This window comes from Methanohalobium evestigatum Z-7303 (assembly GCF_000196655.1).
In the GTDB taxonomy this organism is placed as follows: Archaea; Halobacteriota; Methanosarcinia; order Methanosarcinales; family Methanosarcinaceae; genus Methanohalobium; species Methanohalobium evestigatum.
In genome coordinates this window covers 985,257-1,003,804 of record NC_014253.1, presented here as the reverse complement: position 1 = coordinate 1,003,804, position 18,548 = coordinate 985,257, and the positions used below count along the sequence as shown (strand labels likewise).

The window sequence follows — 18,548 nt, the reverse complement described above, 5'->3', positions numbered from 1 at the left end:
GTTAGTAGCTGACACTGTCTATAACAGCCTGACCTATCTCACCAGCAACATCCATACTTGTAAATTCATGGTCACCGTGCCTTGCACCCGTAACACCAAAAGTTTTACCAGCAGGTATATACTGTGAATAATCTATTTCTTTTGATATGTTATAAATGTCGTCAAAATTATGAATTCTACCTCTTACACAAAATATCAAAAGTTTGAGGATACTCCTTGATAACAGATTGATTTTATAAACGTCAGAAGAATTTCCATCAAAGAATATCTTTTCACGACCCTAATTCACTTCTCTACCTATCAGGGTTTCTATTTCCTGTGCTGATACATCCTCAAAACCAGAATTGACCTTTGCTACAAACGAATAACAACAATCCAAATTTATTACCCTTTTACTTGATAAAGCAATACAAATAACAGTTATAAATGATATATATCAAAGTATAATCCACTAATATTTGATATTAAAAATTAAAGGTCTCTGGACTGAAAAAACAGCCCATTTTTTGACCTTTAATTGTTCAATTCATCCACTAATAGCTCTCTGACCTCTTTGGCATCTGCACGTCCACGGGTCTTTTTCATGACCTGACCTACAAGATAGTTCAGAGATTTTTCTTTACCGGCAAAATAGTCATTTACTGCCTGTTCATTTTCCTGTATAGTTTCAGTAACTGCTTTGCTGACAACATCTTCTTCTACTTTAAGAAGTCCATTTTCTCTGACAATCTCGTCAGGTTTTCCGCCATAGTCCAGTATTTGCCTGATTACCTCTACTGCACTTTTTTCTGTTATTTTATCCTGGGTTACCATCTGTATAATACTTATCATGTCCTCTACTTTGAAGGCATCCACTGTAAGTTCGCGGTAGTTCAATTCACCTTTTAAAACGTCAGCAACCCAAGAAGCGGAGGTTTTTGGGTCTACTTCTTTTGCAATCTCTTCAAAGAACTCAGAAACCCGTATATCAGATGTCAGTGCTTTTGCATGCATTTCTGTCATTCCATATTGGGATAAGAAGCGCTCTCTTTTTGCATCAGGAAGTTCGGGCAGTGTCTTGGTAACCTTAGGTACTCTATCTGCTACCCTAATAGGTGTTAAATCAGGCTCAGGGAAATACCGATAATCATGTTCCGCTTCTTTTGAACGAAGTCCAACTGTACATCCTTTTTCTTCATCAAAATGGCGGGTTTCCATTATAACTTCCCCGCCGCGACGCATGATGTTCTTCTGGCGCATTATTTCATACAATAATGCTCTTTCTGCACCTTTATGAGACGAGATGTTTTTTACCTCTGTCCGTGAGCCACCCTGAAGGGAGATATTTGCGTCCACTCTCATTGCACCCTCAAGATTGCTGTCAAAAACTTCCAGATATTCGATAATATTTCTCAGTTTGTCCAGAAACCTGCGTGCTTCTTTTGGGTTTCGTATATCCGGCTCGGTAACAATTTCAAGAAGTGCCATTCCTGAACGATTGTAATCAATAAGTGTGCCCTTTGATTTCTCAATATTGCCGATATGCATCATCCGACCCGGATCTTCTTCCATGTGTGCACGTTTTATTCTGACTACATGTTCGCCTTCATCACTTTCTATGGCGATTTTACCGTCGTTTGCTATCGGGTAATCATATTGGGTTATCTGGAATCCTTTCGGCAGGTCGGGATAAAAATAGTTCTTCCTGTGGAACTGGGTCTGCTCAACAATATCACAGTTTAAAGCTAACCCCACTTTCATGGCTGATTCCACTGCTTTTTCATTGATTACGGGAAGAGAACCTGGAAGCCCGAGACAGACAGGACATGTATTGCTGTTGGGTTCAGAATTGTGATAATCTGTTGAGCAGGCACAAAACATTTTGCTGTTTAGTTTATTCAACTGGACATGGATTTCCAGACCTATTACAACTCCGTCAGGATTTTCCTCAGCCATTATTCCACCTCCCCGGGTCGTCCGGCATTATAATCAGTATTCTGTTCGAAACTATACGCCGCTTGCAAAATTGTAGATTCATTGAAATGTTTACCTATTATTTGAAGTCCAATTGGTAATCCATCTGAAAATCCGCATGGGACTGAAATCGATGGTACACCTGCAAGATTTACAGGAACTGTATTAACATCTGCAAGATATAAAGATAAGGGGTCTTTTATCTTCTCACCCAGTTTAAAGGCTGTTGTGGGCATGGTTGGTGTCATAAGAACATCTACATTGGATAATGCATTTTCAAAATCCTGTTTTACAAGCGTGCGAACTTTGAGAGCTTTGAGATAATATTTGTCATAGTATCCTGCAGAGAGTGCATAGGTACCGAGCAGAATCCTGCGCTGGACTTCTGTTCCAAATCCTTGTGCACGGGTTCTGGACGCCATCACATGCCAGTTATCGCCATCCGCACGATATCCATATCGAGTACCGTCAAATCTTGCAAGGTTGGATGATGCTTCACTCATTGCTATAATATAGTAAGCTGAAAGTGCGTAGCTGGTATTGGGCATTGATACCTTTTCCCATGTAGCACCCATATCTTCGAATTTATGTATGGCGTTCCAGACCGATTCTTCAACTTCAGGGTATATACCTTCACCAAAATATTCCTCAGGGATACCGATTTTCAAACCATTTACATCATCTTTCAATGCATTCTGATAATTTGTTTTTTGGCTTACAGAGGTACTGTCACGGGTGTCATGTCCTCCGATGACATCCATCATTATTGCAACATCACTGACATTGTTTGCCAGTGGTCCTATTTGTTCAAGGGAATTGGCGTATGATATCAGTCCATACCTTGACACTGTACCATAGGTGGGTTTCAGTCCGACAACTCCACAATAGGAAGCAGGACATCTTACTGAACCTCCGGTGTCAGAACCCAGAGAAACAGGTGCTTCATCAGCAGCTATTACAGCAGCACTCCCACCTGATGAACCTCCTGGCACTTTTCCAGTATCCCAGGGGTTTAATGTGGGTCCGTAGCAACTGGTTTCAGTTGAAGTACCCATTGCAAATTCATCCATGTTTGTTTTTCCAATTACAATAGCACCTTCACTTTTTAAACGCTCAACAACATGTGCATCATAAGGTGGAGTGTAGCCTTCTAAAATCCTTGAACAGCAAGTTGTTGGTATTCCGTCAGTGGAGATATTATCTTTAACAGCAACAGGTACTCCAGCAAGGATGCCATTATGCCCATTTTTATCAATATCTCTTGCTTCCTCCACCGCTTCATCATAAACGGTTGAGTATCCGTTCATTTTGCTTTTATTGATTTTTTCAAGATAGGAGTTCAAAACCTCTTCAGAAGAAGTTTTAGCAATTTCATTCTTGATTTTTGATATACTCATCGGCTCGCCCATTCTGAGTACCTCGCATTAGATTATCCTGTAGGATTTGAAGTAACCCTCTTTTGAACTGGAAGTGTTTTCAAGTGCTTTATCCTGTGTCAGTGATTCTCTGGCAACATCTTCCCTGAATACATTAACCAGGTCTATTACATGATAGGTTGGAGGGACGTTTTCAGTATCAACTTCATCAAGCTGTTCAAAATGGTTTAAAACATCATTGAGCTGGGAAGCATATTCATCAGCATCTTTTTCATCGATTTCGATGCGTGCAAGCCATCCCACATGTTCTACATCTTCTTTTGTTATCATTATAATTCCTCGAAAACTGAATGAAATAACCAAATATTTCTTACTTGATTCATTTAAATGTGGATTAATAAAAACAAGTACCTTATATTAATTACTTATGGATTTTTAAACGAATATCGGGCATAAGCAAATCAAAAAATAAAAAATCAGGCATTCTGACGGCGTATAAGAGAATACATCTGTACCTTTTTAAGTTTTGCAAGATTCAAAACCGGCTGCATCTCCTTCTGGGTTAATTGTCTGGCTTTGATGTAACCCCTATCAACAGCTTCATTGAATATTTCATAACCCATACCTGAACGGGCAATAACTGTAGTACAGCCATCAGGAGAACCTATACCTCCAAATGATATATCTGCATTTTCTGATGCAAGGTCTGTACAGAACCGACATGAACTGCTTCTGTAACTGTCAAAATCACTAAGATTGTAACTTCTGACTTCATCCCCCATATAAAATTCGAATCTACCTTTGCGGATTTTCATTGAATCGATAGCTTCAAGTTTCATACCATGGTTTTCAACAAATTCTTTTATACCGTCATAGTAGAATGTATCCATACAGAAAAGTCCAAGTTTTAATATGTTGGCACGCATAAACATATGCAAAAACCCGTAAGGACTTTTTTGCATCTTGGTAACAGCATCTATATTACAGCTTGTACCCACAAAAGCAATACTACGCATTCCTTCCTGTATTGCCCCCATAAGAGCTTCCATAGTCATGCTGTGTATATATTTACTACCTCTGGCTTTTACAAGTTCTTCGTAACTTGTTGCAACAATTGGTATAGGCTTCCATGGTTCTTCATTTGAGGTGGTGGTAACAATAGCACAATCAATTAATCCTTCATCAAGTGCATATGCCAGCATAGAGGTAACAACTGCACCATCCTGACCTTCCAAACCTTTAATAGCAGTTTGAGCAGAATATGGATAACGTATATCACCTATAAGACCTTCTTCTGTGGTAATTGTCCTTGGACATTGATTATAACAAACTCCACATGCAGTGCATTTACCTCTCAATTTTGGCTGTTCACCTTCAATAACAATAGATTCACAGGTTGCCGCACATGCACCACAAAGAGTACATATTCCAGGTTTAATTATTTCCTTGTTTAGTTTACCAAATGATATTTTTTCCTTATCCTCAAGTGTACGTCTGAGACGTATTACACTGTTTTCAAGTTCATCGAATTTCTTCTTGCATTCAGGACAACAAAAATATTGGTTTTTACCACCGGATTCAGAAACATATTCTGATGATTCAGAAACTTCTTTTTTACATATGGGGTCGATAGGTATTTGGATACCTCCGGTTAATTGGTTAAAATGATAGTTTTACAATACAAAATACTGGATTTGTGGTTATGGGGTATAAAATAAATACCACCTTATACTACTATTGACCTATTATTATGATAGAATTTATTCCATTTATATCTGGTGAGTAAAATGAAACCAGAAACAAAAGCTGAGTTAATATCCATTGGTACGGTTGATGCAGATTCTTCTTTATTTGAAAAAATAACTGTTCCTACTGCTGGTCCTGGTGCTGGTAAAACTGCATTGTTCTTTAAATCAGGAAACAAAAGAGTTCGCCTTACGATTGATGAAAAGTCACCACTTAAAGCTACAATAAAAGACAGTAAAATGGTTATTTATAAAAACGGGAAAGAGTTTGTCAGAGGTGAATTTGAACAGGAACTAATTCACTGCCCTGAACAGGCATACATAACAATCAGTGAAAAATGTGTATATGACTGTAAATTCTGTCCTGTCCCCAAACTTAACGGGAAAATCAAAACATTTGATGAAGTACTTCAATATATACATGAAGCCCACTCAACAGGAGGTATGAAAGCTATATCTATTACATCAGGTGTAGCAGACACACCTGAAAAAGAAGTAGATAGAACAGTTGAGATAGTCAAAGAAGTAAAAAAATATAATGTTCCCATTGGTGTTTCAATTTATCCGACAAACGATTCATCAAAACGTTTAAAAGAAGCAGGAGCTTACGAGATTAAATACAACGTTGAAACAATGGACCGTGACGTCTATCAGAAAGCTTGTGGTGGACAGGAACTTGACGTAATACTAAAACATCTGAGTGAAGCAGTTAAAATATTTGGAAAAAATAAAGTCTTTTCCAATTTTATAATTGGTCTTGGTGAATCTGATGAAACCGTTGAAAAAGGAATTAAGGAACTCACATCAATAGGAGTTATCCCTATACTTAGAGCAGGTGCCATGCCATCCCTGAGAAAAGGTGAGATTAAAATTGAAAGACCATCAGCAAAAAGATTGCTTAAACTCACCCATATACTTCGCAGAGAACTTGATAGAAATGGTTTAAGAGCAGATGAATCGCGGACAATGTGTCTTCCATGTACCGGATGTGACCTCAATCCTCATATAGACCTTGATTACTGAATCATTTTGATACGTATTTTTCTATTATACTGGGCCATATAGAGGCAGAAACTATCATTGTAAGCAGGAATACAAAAAGTGCTCCACCTATAATATCAACCTGTGTATACATTGGTGATATATCTGTATTGTTTTTGATAATAGCAAGAAACATAAATAAAACAGTGATTACAACCGATGTTATAATGCTTGCAACCAGACTGTATTTTCCTTTTAAGTTATCCTTCACAATATAACCCCTGCACAATTATTCTTTAATACTGCCTCTTTTCATCAAAAGCGAGTTTGTAGTTACAGAAACTGAACTCATAGCCATTAACGCTGCTGCAAAAGCAGGGCTTATCAATATTTGATGAACAAAAGGATACAATATCCCTGCAGCAATGGGTATTCCGACACTGTTATAACCAAATGCCCAGAAAAGGTTCTGTTTTATCTTCCTCATGGTGAGTTTGCTTAAACGTATGGAAGCAATCACATCAATAAGGTCGTTTTTGATAAGGACGATTTTTGCAGATTCCATTGCCACATCTGTCCCTGCACCCATTGCAATCCCGATATCAGATTGTGTCAGTGCAGGTGCATCATTAATACCGTCACCTACCATTGCAACAACTCTGCCCTCGTTCTGAAGGTTTTTAATTTCTGAAGCTTTCTGTTCTGGAAGGACTTCTGAAAGTACTCTATCCATACCTACCTGTCTTCCAATAGCTTCAGCGGTTCTTTTATTATCACCTGTTATCATTATGGCTTCAATACCCATTTTATGAACTTTGTCAACAGCATGTTTTGAGTTTTCCTTCAGAGTATCTGCAACTGCAACTACTCCGATTGCTGTATTATCCGATGCTATTAGCATTGCAGTCTTGCCATCATTTTCAAATTCTTCCATTTTTTTATCAAGACCAGAGATATCAATATCGTTATCATCCATCAGTTTTCGTGTACCAAGAAGTATCCGTTTACCTTCAAGTGAAGCTTCAACCCCGTGACCGGGTATATTTTTGAAGTTTTCTGCTGTCTTGAGATTAATGTCACGTGCCTGAGCGCCTTTTACAATTGCCTCGCCAAGAGGATGTTCAGAACCCTTTTCTACAGTAGCAGCAATTCTTAAGACCTCATCGTCTGAATAATCATCCGTACCTACAACATCTGTCAATTCCGGTTCACCTACTGTAAGGGTCCCGGTTTTATCAAAAACAATTGTATCAAGTTTCTGGGCTCTTTCCAGTGCTTCTCCTGTTTTTATCAATATACCGTTTTCAGCACCTTTACCAGTGCCTACCATAATAGCAGCGGGTGTCGCAAGCCCTACTGCACAGGGGCAGGATATTACAAGCACGGTTATAGCTATAAGAAGGGAAAACAGAAATGGACTTGTTATATTGCTGAACAGGGATACATCAAATGCTTCATACCCTATCAAAAACCAGACCATAAATGTGACAAGGGCGATTATATGTACCGCCAGTATGAAATTACCGGCTACAACATCGGCTATCCTTTGTAACGGTGGTTTTGAGCTCTGAGCATTCTCCACAAGCTGGATAATCTGGGCAAGTGCAGTTTCAGAACCTACCTTACTGGCTCTGAATTTCAATGTACCTGATTTGTTGATGGTAGCTCCTATTACAGTATCACCTGGATCTTTATCAACAGGTATACTTTCTCCTGTTATCATGGATTCATCAACAGCAGATGAACCATCTGTCACTTCTCCATCCACAGGTATTTTTTCACCGGGTCGGACAACAACAATATTACCGATTTCCACATCCTCTACAGGTATTTCTTTCTCCTCACCATCTACAATAACTCTTGCAGTTTTGGCTTTCAGACCCATCAGTTTTCTGATAGCTTCAGAAGTCTTGCCCTTGGTTTTGGATTCCATGTATCTGCCAAATACAATAAATGTTATTAGCATTGCAGCCGTATGATAATAGGTCTCATCATAACCCGGACCAAGATTAAAGAATGTAGCAGCAACGCTTACTGCATATGCAGCCCCTGTACCTGTTGCTATGAGAAGATCCATATCGGTTACACCGTGTTTGAAATCCTCAAAAGTACCGGTAAAAAACTGCCTACCCGGAAATATCATTACAATAGTTGTCAGTAAAAACAGAAGAATCTCATTAGCAAGGAACGGAGGTACGAACCAGAGGATATTCGGAAAAGCAGTGCTCATATCTCCAAGAGATATTGGGAGAACCAGTGCTGCAGCAATAATAAGATTAGTACGCTGTTGTTTCATCTCGGTTTCTCTGGCTTCACGTTCACGGTCGGATTCTAATTCCTTTTTTTCAGATGTTGCAGAATATCCTATATCCTCAACTGCTGATTTCATATCAGTTACTGATACAAGGGATGAATCATAGACTAAATGTGCCTTTTCAAGAGGGAGGTTTACACTGACCGATTCCACACCTTCCAGTTTTTTGAGTACCTTTTCTACATTTTTGGCACAGGATGCACAGGTCATACCACCAATATTCAAGTCTATTGTATCCCGCTCTACACCATAACCGATTGATACAACAGCATCTTTCAATTCTTTTGAAGACACAACAGAAGGGTCATAGGTCACAGATGCTTTTTCAAGTGCTATATTTACTGTTGCTGACACTACACCGGATTGCTTTTTGAGTACTTTTTCTACATTTTTAGCACAAGATGCACAGGTCATCCCTGTAACTTTAAAATTGATGTCAAGCGTTGATGTTGCATAATGTCCGGGTTCTTCTGTTTCTTCTTCCTCAGTAACAATCGGACAGGTACCTGATTCTTGACTTTCCTCTCCTTCTACAGGACAGGTCTGTGTGTTTCCTGTTTCATCTACTTCTTCACCCGGTTGATAACCGGCATCTGTTACAGCCTGTCTGATATCATCAAGATTTACGGTTTCAGAATCAAAGGTAACAATAGCCCATTCATTTTCAAGGTCAACATCAACTGATTCCACACCTTCAAGTTCTGAGATGGCATCTGTTACACTTTTCACACAGTGTTTGCACGACATTCCATAGACTTTAATAGTGGTTTTAATTACCATCAGACACCATCACCTTTGTAAAATCAGAATTTTGCTTTTCACCTTTATAATTACAATGACGACATATATTTATTTCACGGTGTGAATGCATATATAAATTATACTGTTTTCACTGCACCGTTAATTGAATTCTGCCACTCCTGTACATTATCAACATCTATCTCATATTTATTTACTTTATCTGATGAAAACCACACAACAAGTTTCTGTTTTTTAAATAATCCTGTATTTGTCACCCCTGTACCCACTATATTTTTCAAATTAAATTCTCCTTCAACTTCATTATCAGAATTTAGGTCCATTAGCCTTTTACTGGTAAGAATTAGATAACCCTCTTTTTTAATTTCAAATTTTAAAAGATATTCTCCTTTTGTATATTCAGCTTTTAGATTGGAAAATGTTTCAAAAAGTTTTTCTGGTTTTTTTGGATGGATATTAAAAATTTCAATATCACCATTTTGTCCGGTCAAAAGGTAAATTTCTCTGTTATTAGTGTGTATACCCACTATATTATTAACATTTATCTGTCGATAGATATCGGTTTTTCTTGAAAATATACCCAATGTTTTTTTTATCAGATAGATATTTTTGTTAGTTACTGCAACCATTAATTTTTGTCCTTTGACCACAGCAGGTTCATTCGCCATTACGGATTCATCATTTTTTAAGATGACGTCATCTGCAATGGATAAATTTTCAGAATTTTCAGATATAATGTCCTCTGGTTCTTCCTGTCCATCGGGACAGTAGTAGTTTAGCATCTCAACCAGCAATCCACCTTCGATAAGTTTTAAATTATGCTTTTTCGCTTCAGTTTTTGCATCATCTGTAAACTCATCGGTGGTCACAACAATAATACCTTCCACATCATCTTGGTAGCGTAAACTGCTGTATTCCCGTATTTCTTTAACACCTACCGTTTTGGAATAACGTTTAGCCTGAACAAGCCATTTATGAGACAATCCAAACTTTTCCAGTTTTAGTACAACATCAACACCATCATCTCTTGACTGATTTGTTACCTCTGCCTTATAACCCATATTAGTGAAAAGGTAAGCTACAAGTTTTTCAAAATCATACGGGTCCATTTGAAGAAGATGTTCTATCGACCATTGAGACATAATAATCAATTTCTGTTTTTTATAAATTATTTTGTTTTCTAATTTAATATTTAACGGTTTTGCAAGAATGTTTAAAAACCATGCAAAACTTTAAGTGATTTCAGTTACCTATCCATATAGTTGACAACTCAATAATATAATTTATATAAATAACTACCTTATATTACACATTACCTTTAAAAAACAAACCGGATGGTATTATGGAAGATTTAGAGGAACTGGAAGAAATAAGGAAAAAAAAGATTAAAGAAATACAAAAATCAATGGAAAGGCGTTCTTACCCGTCAAAACCATTTGATGTTACAGACTCTAACGTGGACGAAACGGTTTCAAAATATCCATTAGTAGTAATCGATTGCTGGGCTGAATGGTGTGGACCATGTAAAAAAATAGCCCCAGCAATAGAGGAACTTGCTTCTGAATATCAGGGTAAAGCGGTTTTTGCAAAACTTGATGTTGATAATAACCAGGAATCAGCCAAAAAATTTGGAATATCCAGTATACCAACATTACTTATTTTCAAAAACAAAGTTCTTATAGATTATATAATAGGTGCAGTATCAAAACAGGATATTATAAAGAGATTGCAACCTCATATGTGAGTTGAGTTAAATGGGATACAAACCAAAAATTGCTGATAGCCCCAGTGTCAGTGTACTTGATATTAGAACCAAACCCTATTTTGTCGTAGCATCGGTCGAGGTCGGAAATACCACCACCAAATGTATTCTGATGGCGACAAACCTTGAAGATGGTAAAACCAGACATATTACAAAAAATGTCAGAATGACAAGAGATGTAAGAAAACCTAAATCAGGAGAAACTGTATTTGGAAAAACATTAAGCGGTGTGGAATTTACAAGAGAATCAGTTGCAGAACTTGTACGGGACACATTACTTGATGCTGTGAAAAAGGCAAAACTTGATGTTAAAACCGACCTAAATTTTGTAGTACGCTCAACTGGTGTTGTAGCCGGGTTTGATGTTCCGGATGATGTAGGAGAGTTTATCAAAGCAATGGCTGATGGCTGTCTTATGGCAGATATTCCTCCCAATAAAATGACACCACCTATGTCGCTTGACAATATTCCTAAAGAATACCGCAAATACAGCAAATTGAATCAGGTCATTTTTGACGGTGCTGTAGCAAGTGTTAACCCCCCAACAGGTGCGACAGGTGTTGAAGTCGTAGCAAATGAAATGGAAGGTGAACTGGTAACAGCAGGTATTAAAGAAGGGGCTAAATGGGCAGATATTGATTATAGAAACCCCTGTATATCCATAGATTTTGGAACTACTCTTGCCGGACGTATAATCAGCCCAGACGAACCTTATGCCAACACAATCGGTAACCTATGTGGTTATGCAGGTGCAATACCTGATGCAATTATCAGAGGTACAGGCAGAGTTGATGAAAACCTGGGTACTGCACTGGAAATTTTTGACCAGAAGGTCATGAATTTCATCAAATTGAAAATGAAGGACAAAGCCATCCAAAACTATGCTGAAAAAATCCATGAACATATCAATATTGAAAGAGTTCCAGTAGATAGAAACAAATACGGTAGTGTTCCAGTTAACCCTTCTGCTGCAAAAGATAGCGGAGTAACTCTTATAGGATGTGATGTAGGAGAAAACGGTAGTGATCTTGATAAATTAATGGAACTTGGGAATGAGATATATAAAAAAGAAGGGCTTCAGGTAGTTTATGCCGTAATTGATGTAGTAATGGCAAAAGTAGTCTATCGGCTTATTAAAGTTGCCAAAGAAGAAGGTTTAGTGTTTGATGATACAGCCATAGGTCTAAGTGGAAGAGCCGCTCTTACCGGTAATAAACCCAAATTGGTACTGGAATACCTTGATGAACTCCAAATCCATGACAAAATAGACGAACATGTAGTTTTTGTAGATGATGGACTTGCCAGAGGTGCTGCAGTCATGGCAAGATGTATGAATTCCCTTGGCACCCCTTCCAACCCACTGGGCGGTCATAGAGGTGGTAAATGTATACTCGGTGAACGGATTAAACTGCAAAATAAATAAAACAGAAACTATCAATCGATACCCATAAAACTACAAAAATCATCTAGGTTTTGGGTATTTACCACATCTTTTGGTTCAAGCCATCCACGCCTTGCAACATTTACCCCGGTTTTCATATTTCTGGACATATCATGAGTCCAGTGAGCATCGGTGTTTATGACCAGCGGTATGCCCATTTCCTTTGCCGTCTTTGCATTTATATCATTTAAATCAAGGCGTGAAGGTGAGCCATTAATTTCCAATATCTTATTATTCCTTTTTGCAGTTTCCATTAACTTATCCATATCCACATCATATTCCGCCCTTTCACCCAGTCTTCTACCTGTAGGATGTGCCAGAACATTAACATACTCATTTTCCAGTGCTCTGACAATCCGCTTTGTTATTGTTTTTTTATCTTCATCAAAACCTGTATGTATCGCTGCAATTACAATGTCCATTTTTTCCAAAATATTGCTGTTATAATCAAGAGATGCATTTGCCTTAATATCGCATTCAGTTCCTGCAAGAATACGGAAATCATCATATCTGCTGTTTATTTTTTCAATTTCGTCCATACGTCTTAGAAGCTGACCTTCTGATAAACCACTGGCATTTGCCCTTGATTTTGAATGGTCGCAGATAGCTACATATTCATATCCCAGACTGCGAGCATTATCTGCAATTTGCTGTATAGTACTTTTACCATCACTCCAGTTTGAATGAATATGAAGATCACCTTTTATATCATCAGCAGTAACAAGTTCAGGAAGTGCACCGTTAAAAGCTGATTCTATTTCTCCCCTATCTTCTCTTAGTTCCGGTGGTATATAATCCAGCCCCATTTTCTGATATATATCATTTTCAGTTTTAGAGGTTAATTTGTTCCCATCTTCGAGATTGATGAGACCAAATTTACTTAGATGCAGATTCATGGATGATGCTATTTGCTGAAGATGGATATTATGTTTCTTTGAACCCGTTAAATGAATTTGTGTTGGTCCAAAATAATCATCATCAACTATCTGCAAATCTACAGGTATACCACCGTTGTAGATTATACTGACCCATTTGTCTGCTTTATTCAGTATTGTCTGTACACCTTTTATTCGAGTAAAACAATTAATCACATCTTTTGGATAATCCGTGGTTACAATAAGATTAATATTGTTAACTGTTTCCTTCTGCCTTCGGACACTTCCCACAACAGAAACTTTAGTGTATGGAATGGTTTCCAGAATTGATTTGATATCATCAGCAACTTGTCGGGCTGTTTCAAGCAGGATTCTATCAGCTCCTCTTTTTTCATAACGTTTAATAGCATTTAAAATGCGTTCTTCCTTTATGGCACCCATATTAGGAAGTCGTCGGATTCTATGGGTTCTTGCTGCTTCTTTTAAATCATCAATAGTTCTTATACCGAGTCGTTTATAAAGAAACTGAGTGATTCTAGGACCCATTCCCGGGATAGCCATTAGTTCCTCTATATTCACAGGTATTTCCTGCCTGATTTTCTCATATTCAGAAAATGTACCAGTATTTAATATATCAACAATTTTGTTTTTGAATGATTTCCCGACACCCGGTATACTGTCCAACCTATCGTCTTCATGTAAGTTGTTGATATCCTCTTTGAGGTTTTTTATCCGATAGGATGCCCTATTGTATGCTTTTATCTTATATGAACTCGCATTCTGGAATTCAAGCATTTTGGCAGTTTTGGAAAATATCCGGGCAATATCATGATTGTCCATATCAATTCCACAACCAGAATAGATTAATTTTATAAATGCATTATATTATTTTTCAAGTGCTTTTTCTATTGCTTTTTCTATTGCTTTTTTATGAAGTTCGGCAGATTCGTGAATTCCCCCTTTTCCCCCCCTTACTGCACGGCATGGATATTGTTGAATCAGCAATCCCCCGTAAGATGCAGCATCTTTAATATCAGTACCAATAAGGTTTTCTGCCATATACCATGTGCTTCCACAAGGAGCTCCACGAATTACATCAACATCTGTTATTTTCCTTTCGTCAGTTTTTATTTTAAGAGCAGGACGACCAAATATAGATGTAAATTCTGATGTTTCAGGACATGAATCGAGTGCACAACAAATATCATCTACTTCTATATGTATACCATATTCTTTTGAATATCTTTCCAGTTCGTTAATGGGTGCTCTTGATGTACCCCCCGGAACAATCAGCGCCCTGACACCTGATCTACCTGCAATACGTGCGATTTCTGATGTAAGGTCGGGATGTAGTGAATAGGTTATTAAAATGTCAGCTTTAAATACCTTGTTATCAAGGTCAAGGTTGTTGAAATAAACATCTGGTTCATCAATAAATTCAGGGAGTTTTGTCGGAAGTTCTGCAGTTACAATATTAAAATCGCTTTTTGACCTGAGAGTATCGATTAACCGTTTCCCGTATTTACCTCTTGTAATTACACCGATTGTAGTCATAAATATCTTTTTGATAAAATGGTAAAATTAATATTATTTGGCTGTTAAAATTCTGTATAGGTGAATAAAATGGGAGACATAGACAATATTAACCAGTCAATGGTATTTTTCAGATGCAATATATGTAGTTTTGAATTCCAGGAAGACCCGAATTTTATGCCTATTAAATGCCCCCAGTGTGGTAGTGAAGACACACAACGTGCATAAATAAAAATATAATGATTGAAATGGTATCTGGCAATGAAAGGCAAATTGATCACACTTGAAGGTATTGATGGTTCAGGTAAATCCACCATTACAGAACGGCTAATGAATCATCCGTCACTTTCTAATGTAGTATTTACAAGAGAACCAACAAAAAACTGGATTGGAAAAGCCGTAGAACAGGCTATACGTTCGGATACCGACCAGATTGCAGAATTTTTCCTGTTCACCTCCGACCATGCCGAACACATATCAAAGACAATATATCCTGCTATTGAGAACGGTAAAAATGTTATTTCTGACAGGTATCTGGACAGCAGATGTGCCTATCAGGGTGTCACTCTTTCGGAAAAATTTGAAGACCCGATAAAATGGGTTCAAAAAATCCATGACGGCTGGACTATTATACCAGACCTTACAATTTTCCTTGATATTGACCCCGAATTTGCTATTGAGCGGTGCGGCAATAGGGGAGAACAGACCAAATTCGAGAAGATGGAGTTTTTACAACAGGTATATGATAACTATCAAAGACTTATGAAAGATAACCCTGAGAGGTTTGTTGTTGTGGATTCAAGCCAGCCAATAGAAGAAGTGGAAAAAGATGTGGTGGATATAATCACATCTTATATATGAGATTATAAGTCGTTATCATCGGCAAACTTGGTTAGAGCTTCTCCAAGTTCTCTAACATATCTTGGATTCAAATTGAAACGACCTTTTTTCTGTCCGCTTCTTTCTTTTGCTATCTCTACGTATTCTTTATCGTATTTTTCACTCGTTGCAAGGGCAATGGTCAGATACCATCCACCACCCATTTTGATTTCTGTAAACCCTTCTCCTTCGTCTATTTCATCTATTGCATCATCATTTTCCATTTTTTCACCTTACCATCTCTACTGGGATTGACCTGTTATGTAATGCTGTGGCTACAAGTGCACCCTTTACACCAGCATTTTTAAGGGTTTCGATGTCATCTACATCCCTGACACCGCCGCCAAGAAGAATATCATGTTTTGAACAGGATACAACATTACTTAAAAATTCTGAATCCACACCACTTGAAGTGCCTACACTGTCCATATCAAGAACAATAACATCCTGTATATTAACATCATTTAAAATTTTAATAATCTCAAAAGGATTATCGGGTATATCAGGGTCAGTTTTTAGAATTTTATTATCCTTTTTATCAATGCTGACATTTATACGACCTGGGTAATAGTATGCGGCTTTAGATATAACATCTATTGATGCGGTTTCAGTTCCCAGAACAATTTTATCTGCGATGGATAATGCATCTGATATATCATTAAATGATGTTATACCCATATCAACCATTGTACTGGTTTTTTCTGATATTGAACTGATCACCTCATAATTTGTATTACAACTACCAGTTCCTTGCAATATATTTAAATCCGCTGCATAAACTTCTTTGGGTCTTACGGTTTCTATTATTTCAATCGGGTTGGAACTGTTACAAATCTTACTGGTCTGATTTATTGGATGGTAATGTTTGCGGTCTCCACCTTTTGCATGTACTACATTACGATTATATATATCCAGTACTAATACCATTCGAAACATATTTAATTAATACATTTGTTCCTAATATAAAAAAGAGGGTCAATTATGAAATTATTAGTTAGTCCAATCAATACAGAAGAAGCGGTTTCTGCCTGTAACGGTGGTGCTGATATAATCGATGTTAAAAATCCAAAAGAGGGTTCACTTGGAGCTAACTTCCCCTGGGTTATAAAAGAAGTGAAGGATTCCATCGATTCAAAAAAACCTATCAGTGCAACTATAGGTGATTTCAATTATAAACCCGGAACTGCGTCCCTTGCTGCCTATGGTGCTGCATCATCAGGTGCTGAATATATAAAAGTAGGACTTTATGACATCCAGACAGAAGAACAGGCATATGATATGCTGGAAAACATAACAAATTCAGTAAAAAGTTATGACAGTAATAAAAAGGTCGTAGCCTGTGGATACTCTGATTATCAGCGTATAAATTCCATATCTCCGATGAAACTTCCAGAAATCGGTGCAAATGCAGGAGTAGACCTTGTTATGATGGATACAGGTCATAAAGATGGTAAATCTACTTTTTATTTCATGTCGGAAAATACATTATCAGAATTTGTGGATTTGGCACACAGTTATGGTCTTGAGACTGCTCTTGCTGGTTCTATAAAATTTGATGACCTTGAACCGCTTAAAAGGATAAAACCGGATATTATAGGTGTTAGAGGTATTGTGTGTGGCGGTGACCGGAACACTATTGTACAGGAAGAACTTGTGACAAAAGTCAAAGCTCAACTCTAATATTTTTACTTGTCCTTTTTGTAATTATTTTTAAAAATAATCTGTTCAGTCTGGTTTATCTGAAAAGGCCTAAAAAGATGAAAAATGTTTATAATAATGGAAGGTAGAAAACCCTGATGTCTTCAGCATCAGGGCTGAATACCGTCCAAAATATAACTTAACATATAAATAATGACAAATAATATTTACTGTAATATGTTAAAAGCCTACAAGTACCGTATGTATCCAAATCAAACACAATAGGAGTTAATAGCAAAACATATAGGAGCTTGTAGGTTCATATACAACTGGGCATTGGAGAACAAAATCAAATCTTATGAGCAGGATGGTAAAGCAATATCAAGATTTGAATTGAACAAACGAATAAGGGCATTAAAAGGTGACTATGAATGGTTGAAAGAGATTAACTCACAATCATTACAGGGAGCCACTCTTAATCTGGAAAATGCTTTCACCAAGTTTTTCAGAGAAAAATCAGGTTTCCCAAAGTTTAAATCCAAGAAAAACCCTGTTCAATCTTTCCCTATTCCTCAATGGTATAAAGTCGATTTTGGTAATAATAAAGTATACATACCTAAAATCGGCTGGATAAAAACCAGGCTTCATAGAAGGTTTAAAGGTAAACAAAGGACTGCAACTATAAAAAGAACACCGACAGGAAAATATTATATCAGTATTTTAGTCGATGACGGAAAACAATTACCACAAAAATACAAATTCGACCAAAATAATACAGTAGGAGTCGATGTAGGAATCAAGGATTTCGCTGTTACATCCGACGGTGAAAAAATCGATAATCCAAGGTACCTGAAAAATTCGATTGAAAGATTGAAGGTATTACAGAAAAGGCTCAGCAGAAAAAAGAAAGGTTCTAACAATTACAAGAAACTGAAACATCAAATAGCAAAATATCATGAGAAAATTGCTAATCAGAGAGAAGATTTCCAGCATAAATTAAGTTCCAGGTTGATAAGCGAGAACCAAGCTGTAGCACTGGAATGTTTGAATGTTAAAGGATTGCTGAGAAATCATAATCTGGCACAGCATATAACTGATGCTTCATGGAGTAGTTTCGTTCAGAAATTGGAATATAAAGCAGCATGGTATGGTAAAAATATCATCAAGATAGGACGATTCGATCCATCAAGCAAAATCTGTCATGTATGTGGATATTATAATAAGGATTTAGAACTTAAATAAGGGAAAAGGATGAAACAGGAAGCACTTTAAATCATAGATTTAAAGTTATC

General features: G+C 37.2%; 18 protein-coding genes and 1 pseudogene. 7 read left to right on the top strand and 12 right to left on the bottom strand.

The window, feature by feature from the left end:
• Window position 1: 1 nt before the first annotated feature.
• The 5 genes from METEV_RS05160 to METEV_RS05140 form a co-directional block, all read right to left on the bottom strand.
• Window positions 2-199, bottom strand: a complete 198-nt coding sequence (locus tag METEV_RS05160; RefSeq protein WP_049890982.1) for a THUMP domain-containing protein — start codon at window positions 197-199, stop codon at window positions 2-4.
• 314 nt (window positions 200-513) lie between these two features.
• Window positions 514-1,935, bottom strand: a complete 1,422-nt coding sequence (gene gatB, locus METEV_RS05155) for an Asp-tRNA(Asn)/Glu-tRNA(Gln) amidotransferase subunit GatB (RefSeq protein WP_013194498.1) — start codon at window positions 1,933-1,935, stop codon at window positions 514-516.
• Entirely contained in the window at window positions 1,935-3,362 is a 1,428-nt protein-coding gene (gene gatA, locus METEV_RS05150; protein ID WP_013194497.1) for an Asp-tRNA(Asn)/Glu-tRNA(Gln) amidotransferase subunit GatA, read from the bottom strand. The genes gatB and gatA overlap by 1 nt, the downstream gene beginning before the upstream one ends.
• A 15-nt stretch (window positions 3,363-3,377) precedes the next feature.
• A complete protein-coding gene (gene gatC / locus METEV_RS05145; protein ID WP_013194496.1) occupies window positions 3,378-3,659 on the bottom strand; it encodes an Asp-tRNA(Asn)/Glu-tRNA(Gln) amidotransferase subunit GatC in 282 nt (93 codons plus the stop codon).
• Between the two features lie 146 nt (window positions 3,660-3,805).
• The gene (locus tag METEV_RS05140; protein WP_013194495.1) at window positions 3,806-4,966 is read right to left on the bottom strand and encodes a Coenzyme F420 hydrogenase/dehydrogenase, beta subunit C-terminal domain; all 1,161 of its coding nucleotides are present in this window, start codon (window positions 4,964-4,966) and stop codon (window positions 3,806-3,808) included.
• Window positions 4,967-5,116: 150 nt separating this feature from the next.
• Here METEV_RS05140 and METEV_RS05135 point away from each other — a divergent pair, with 150 nt between their 5' ends.
• The gene (locus METEV_RS05135) at window positions 5,117-6,097 is read left to right on the top strand and encodes a radical SAM protein (protein WP_013194494.1); all 981 of its coding nucleotides are present in this window, start codon (window positions 5,117-5,119) and stop codon (window positions 6,095-6,097) included.
• Between the two features lies 1 nt (window position 6,098).
• On the opposite strand, the gene METEV_RS05130 is transcribed toward METEV_RS05135, so the two are convergent.
• The 3 genes from METEV_RS05130 to METEV_RS05120 form a co-directional block, all read right to left on the bottom strand.
• A complete protein-coding gene (locus tag METEV_RS05130; RefSeq protein WP_013194493.1) occupies window positions 6,099-6,326 on the bottom strand; it encodes a hypothetical protein in 228 nt (75 codons plus the stop codon).
• An 18-nt stretch (window positions 6,327-6,344) separates the two neighbouring features.
• The gene (locus METEV_RS05125; protein WP_013194492.1) at window positions 6,345-9,149 is read right to left on the bottom strand and encodes a heavy metal translocating P-type ATPase; all 2,805 of its coding nucleotides are present in this window, start codon (window positions 9,147-9,149) and stop codon (window positions 6,345-6,347) included.
• 98 nt (window positions 9,150-9,247) lie between these two features.
• Window positions 9,248-10,270, bottom strand: a complete 1,023-nt coding sequence (locus tag METEV_RS05120; RefSeq protein ID WP_013194491.1) for a restriction endonuclease — start codon at window positions 10,268-10,270, stop codon at window positions 9,248-9,250.
• Between the two features lie 200 nt (window positions 10,271-10,470).
• On the opposite strand from METEV_RS05120, the gene trxA reads away from it, so the two are divergent.
• Together trxA and METEV_RS05110 are read left to right on the top strand one after the other, a co-directional pair.
• Window positions 10,471-10,872 (top strand): thioredoxin, encoded by a 402-nt coding sequence (gene trxA, locus METEV_RS05115; RefSeq protein ID WP_013194490.1) that lies wholly within the window; start codon window positions 10,471-10,473, stop codon window positions 10,870-10,872.
• 10 nt (window positions 10,873-10,882) lie between these two features.
• Window positions 10,883-12,313, top strand: coding sequence for a methanogenesis marker 14 protein (locus tag METEV_RS05110; protein WP_013194489.1), 1,431 nt, complete (start codon window positions 10,883-10,885; stop codon window positions 12,311-12,313).
• 11 nt (window positions 12,314-12,324) lie between these two features.
• Here METEV_RS05110 and polX read toward each other — a convergent pair whose 3' ends face one another.
• Both polX and METEV_RS05100 read right to left on the bottom strand, forming a co-directional pair.
• The gene (gene polX / locus METEV_RS05105; protein ID WP_013194488.1) at window positions 12,325-14,046 is read right to left on the bottom strand and encodes a DNA polymerase/3'-5' exonuclease PolX; all 1,722 of its coding nucleotides are present in this window, start codon (window positions 14,044-14,046) and stop codon (window positions 12,325-12,327) included.
• Between the two features lie 45 nt (window positions 14,047-14,091).
• Window positions 14,092-14,760: a DUF166 domain-containing protein gene (locus METEV_RS05100; protein ID WP_013194487.1), complete on the bottom strand. Its 669-nt coding sequence runs from the start codon at window positions 14,758-14,760 to the stop codon at window positions 14,092-14,094.
• A 69-nt stretch (window positions 14,761-14,829) separates the two neighbouring features.
• Here METEV_RS05100 and METEV_RS12325 point away from each other — a divergent pair, with 69 nt between their 5' ends.
• Together METEV_RS12325 and tmk are read left to right on the top strand one after the other, a co-directional pair.
• Entirely contained in the window at window positions 14,830-14,967 is a 138-nt protein-coding gene (locus tag METEV_RS12325) for a hypothetical protein (protein ID WP_013194486.1), read from the top strand.
• A gap of 33 nt (window positions 14,968-15,000) precedes the next feature.
• Window positions 15,001-15,600 (top strand): dTMP kinase, encoded by a 600-nt coding sequence (gene tmk / locus METEV_RS05095; RefSeq protein ID WP_013194485.1) that lies wholly within the window; start codon window positions 15,001-15,003, stop codon window positions 15,598-15,600.
• Between the two features lie 2 nt (window positions 15,601-15,602).
• Here tmk and METEV_RS05090 read toward each other — a convergent pair whose 3' ends face one another.
• Together METEV_RS05090 and METEV_RS05085 are read right to left on the bottom strand one after the other, a co-directional pair.
• Entirely contained in the window at window positions 15,603-15,842 is a 240-nt protein-coding gene (locus tag METEV_RS05090; protein ID WP_013194484.1) for a hypothetical protein, read from the bottom strand.
• 4 nt (window positions 15,843-15,846) lie between these two features.
• Window positions 15,847-16,554 (bottom strand): HisA/HisF-related TIM barrel protein, encoded by a 708-nt coding sequence (locus tag METEV_RS05085; protein ID WP_013194483.1) that lies wholly within the window; start codon window positions 16,552-16,554, stop codon window positions 15,847-15,849.
• Between the two features lie 45 nt (window positions 16,555-16,599).
• Here METEV_RS05085 and METEV_RS05080 point away from each other — a divergent pair, with 45 nt between their 5' ends.
• Window positions 16,600-17,298 (top strand): (5-formylfuran-3-yl)methyl phosphate synthase, encoded by a 699-nt coding sequence (locus METEV_RS05080; RefSeq protein ID WP_013194482.1) that lies wholly within the window; start codon window positions 16,600-16,602, stop codon window positions 17,296-17,298.
• Window positions 17,299-17,493: 195 nt separating this feature from the next.
• Window positions 17,494-18,495 (top strand): annotated as a pseudogene (locus METEV_RS05075) (RNA-guided endonuclease TnpB family protein); the annotation flags it as partial.
• Between the last annotated feature and the right edge of the window lie 53 nt (window positions 18,496-18,548).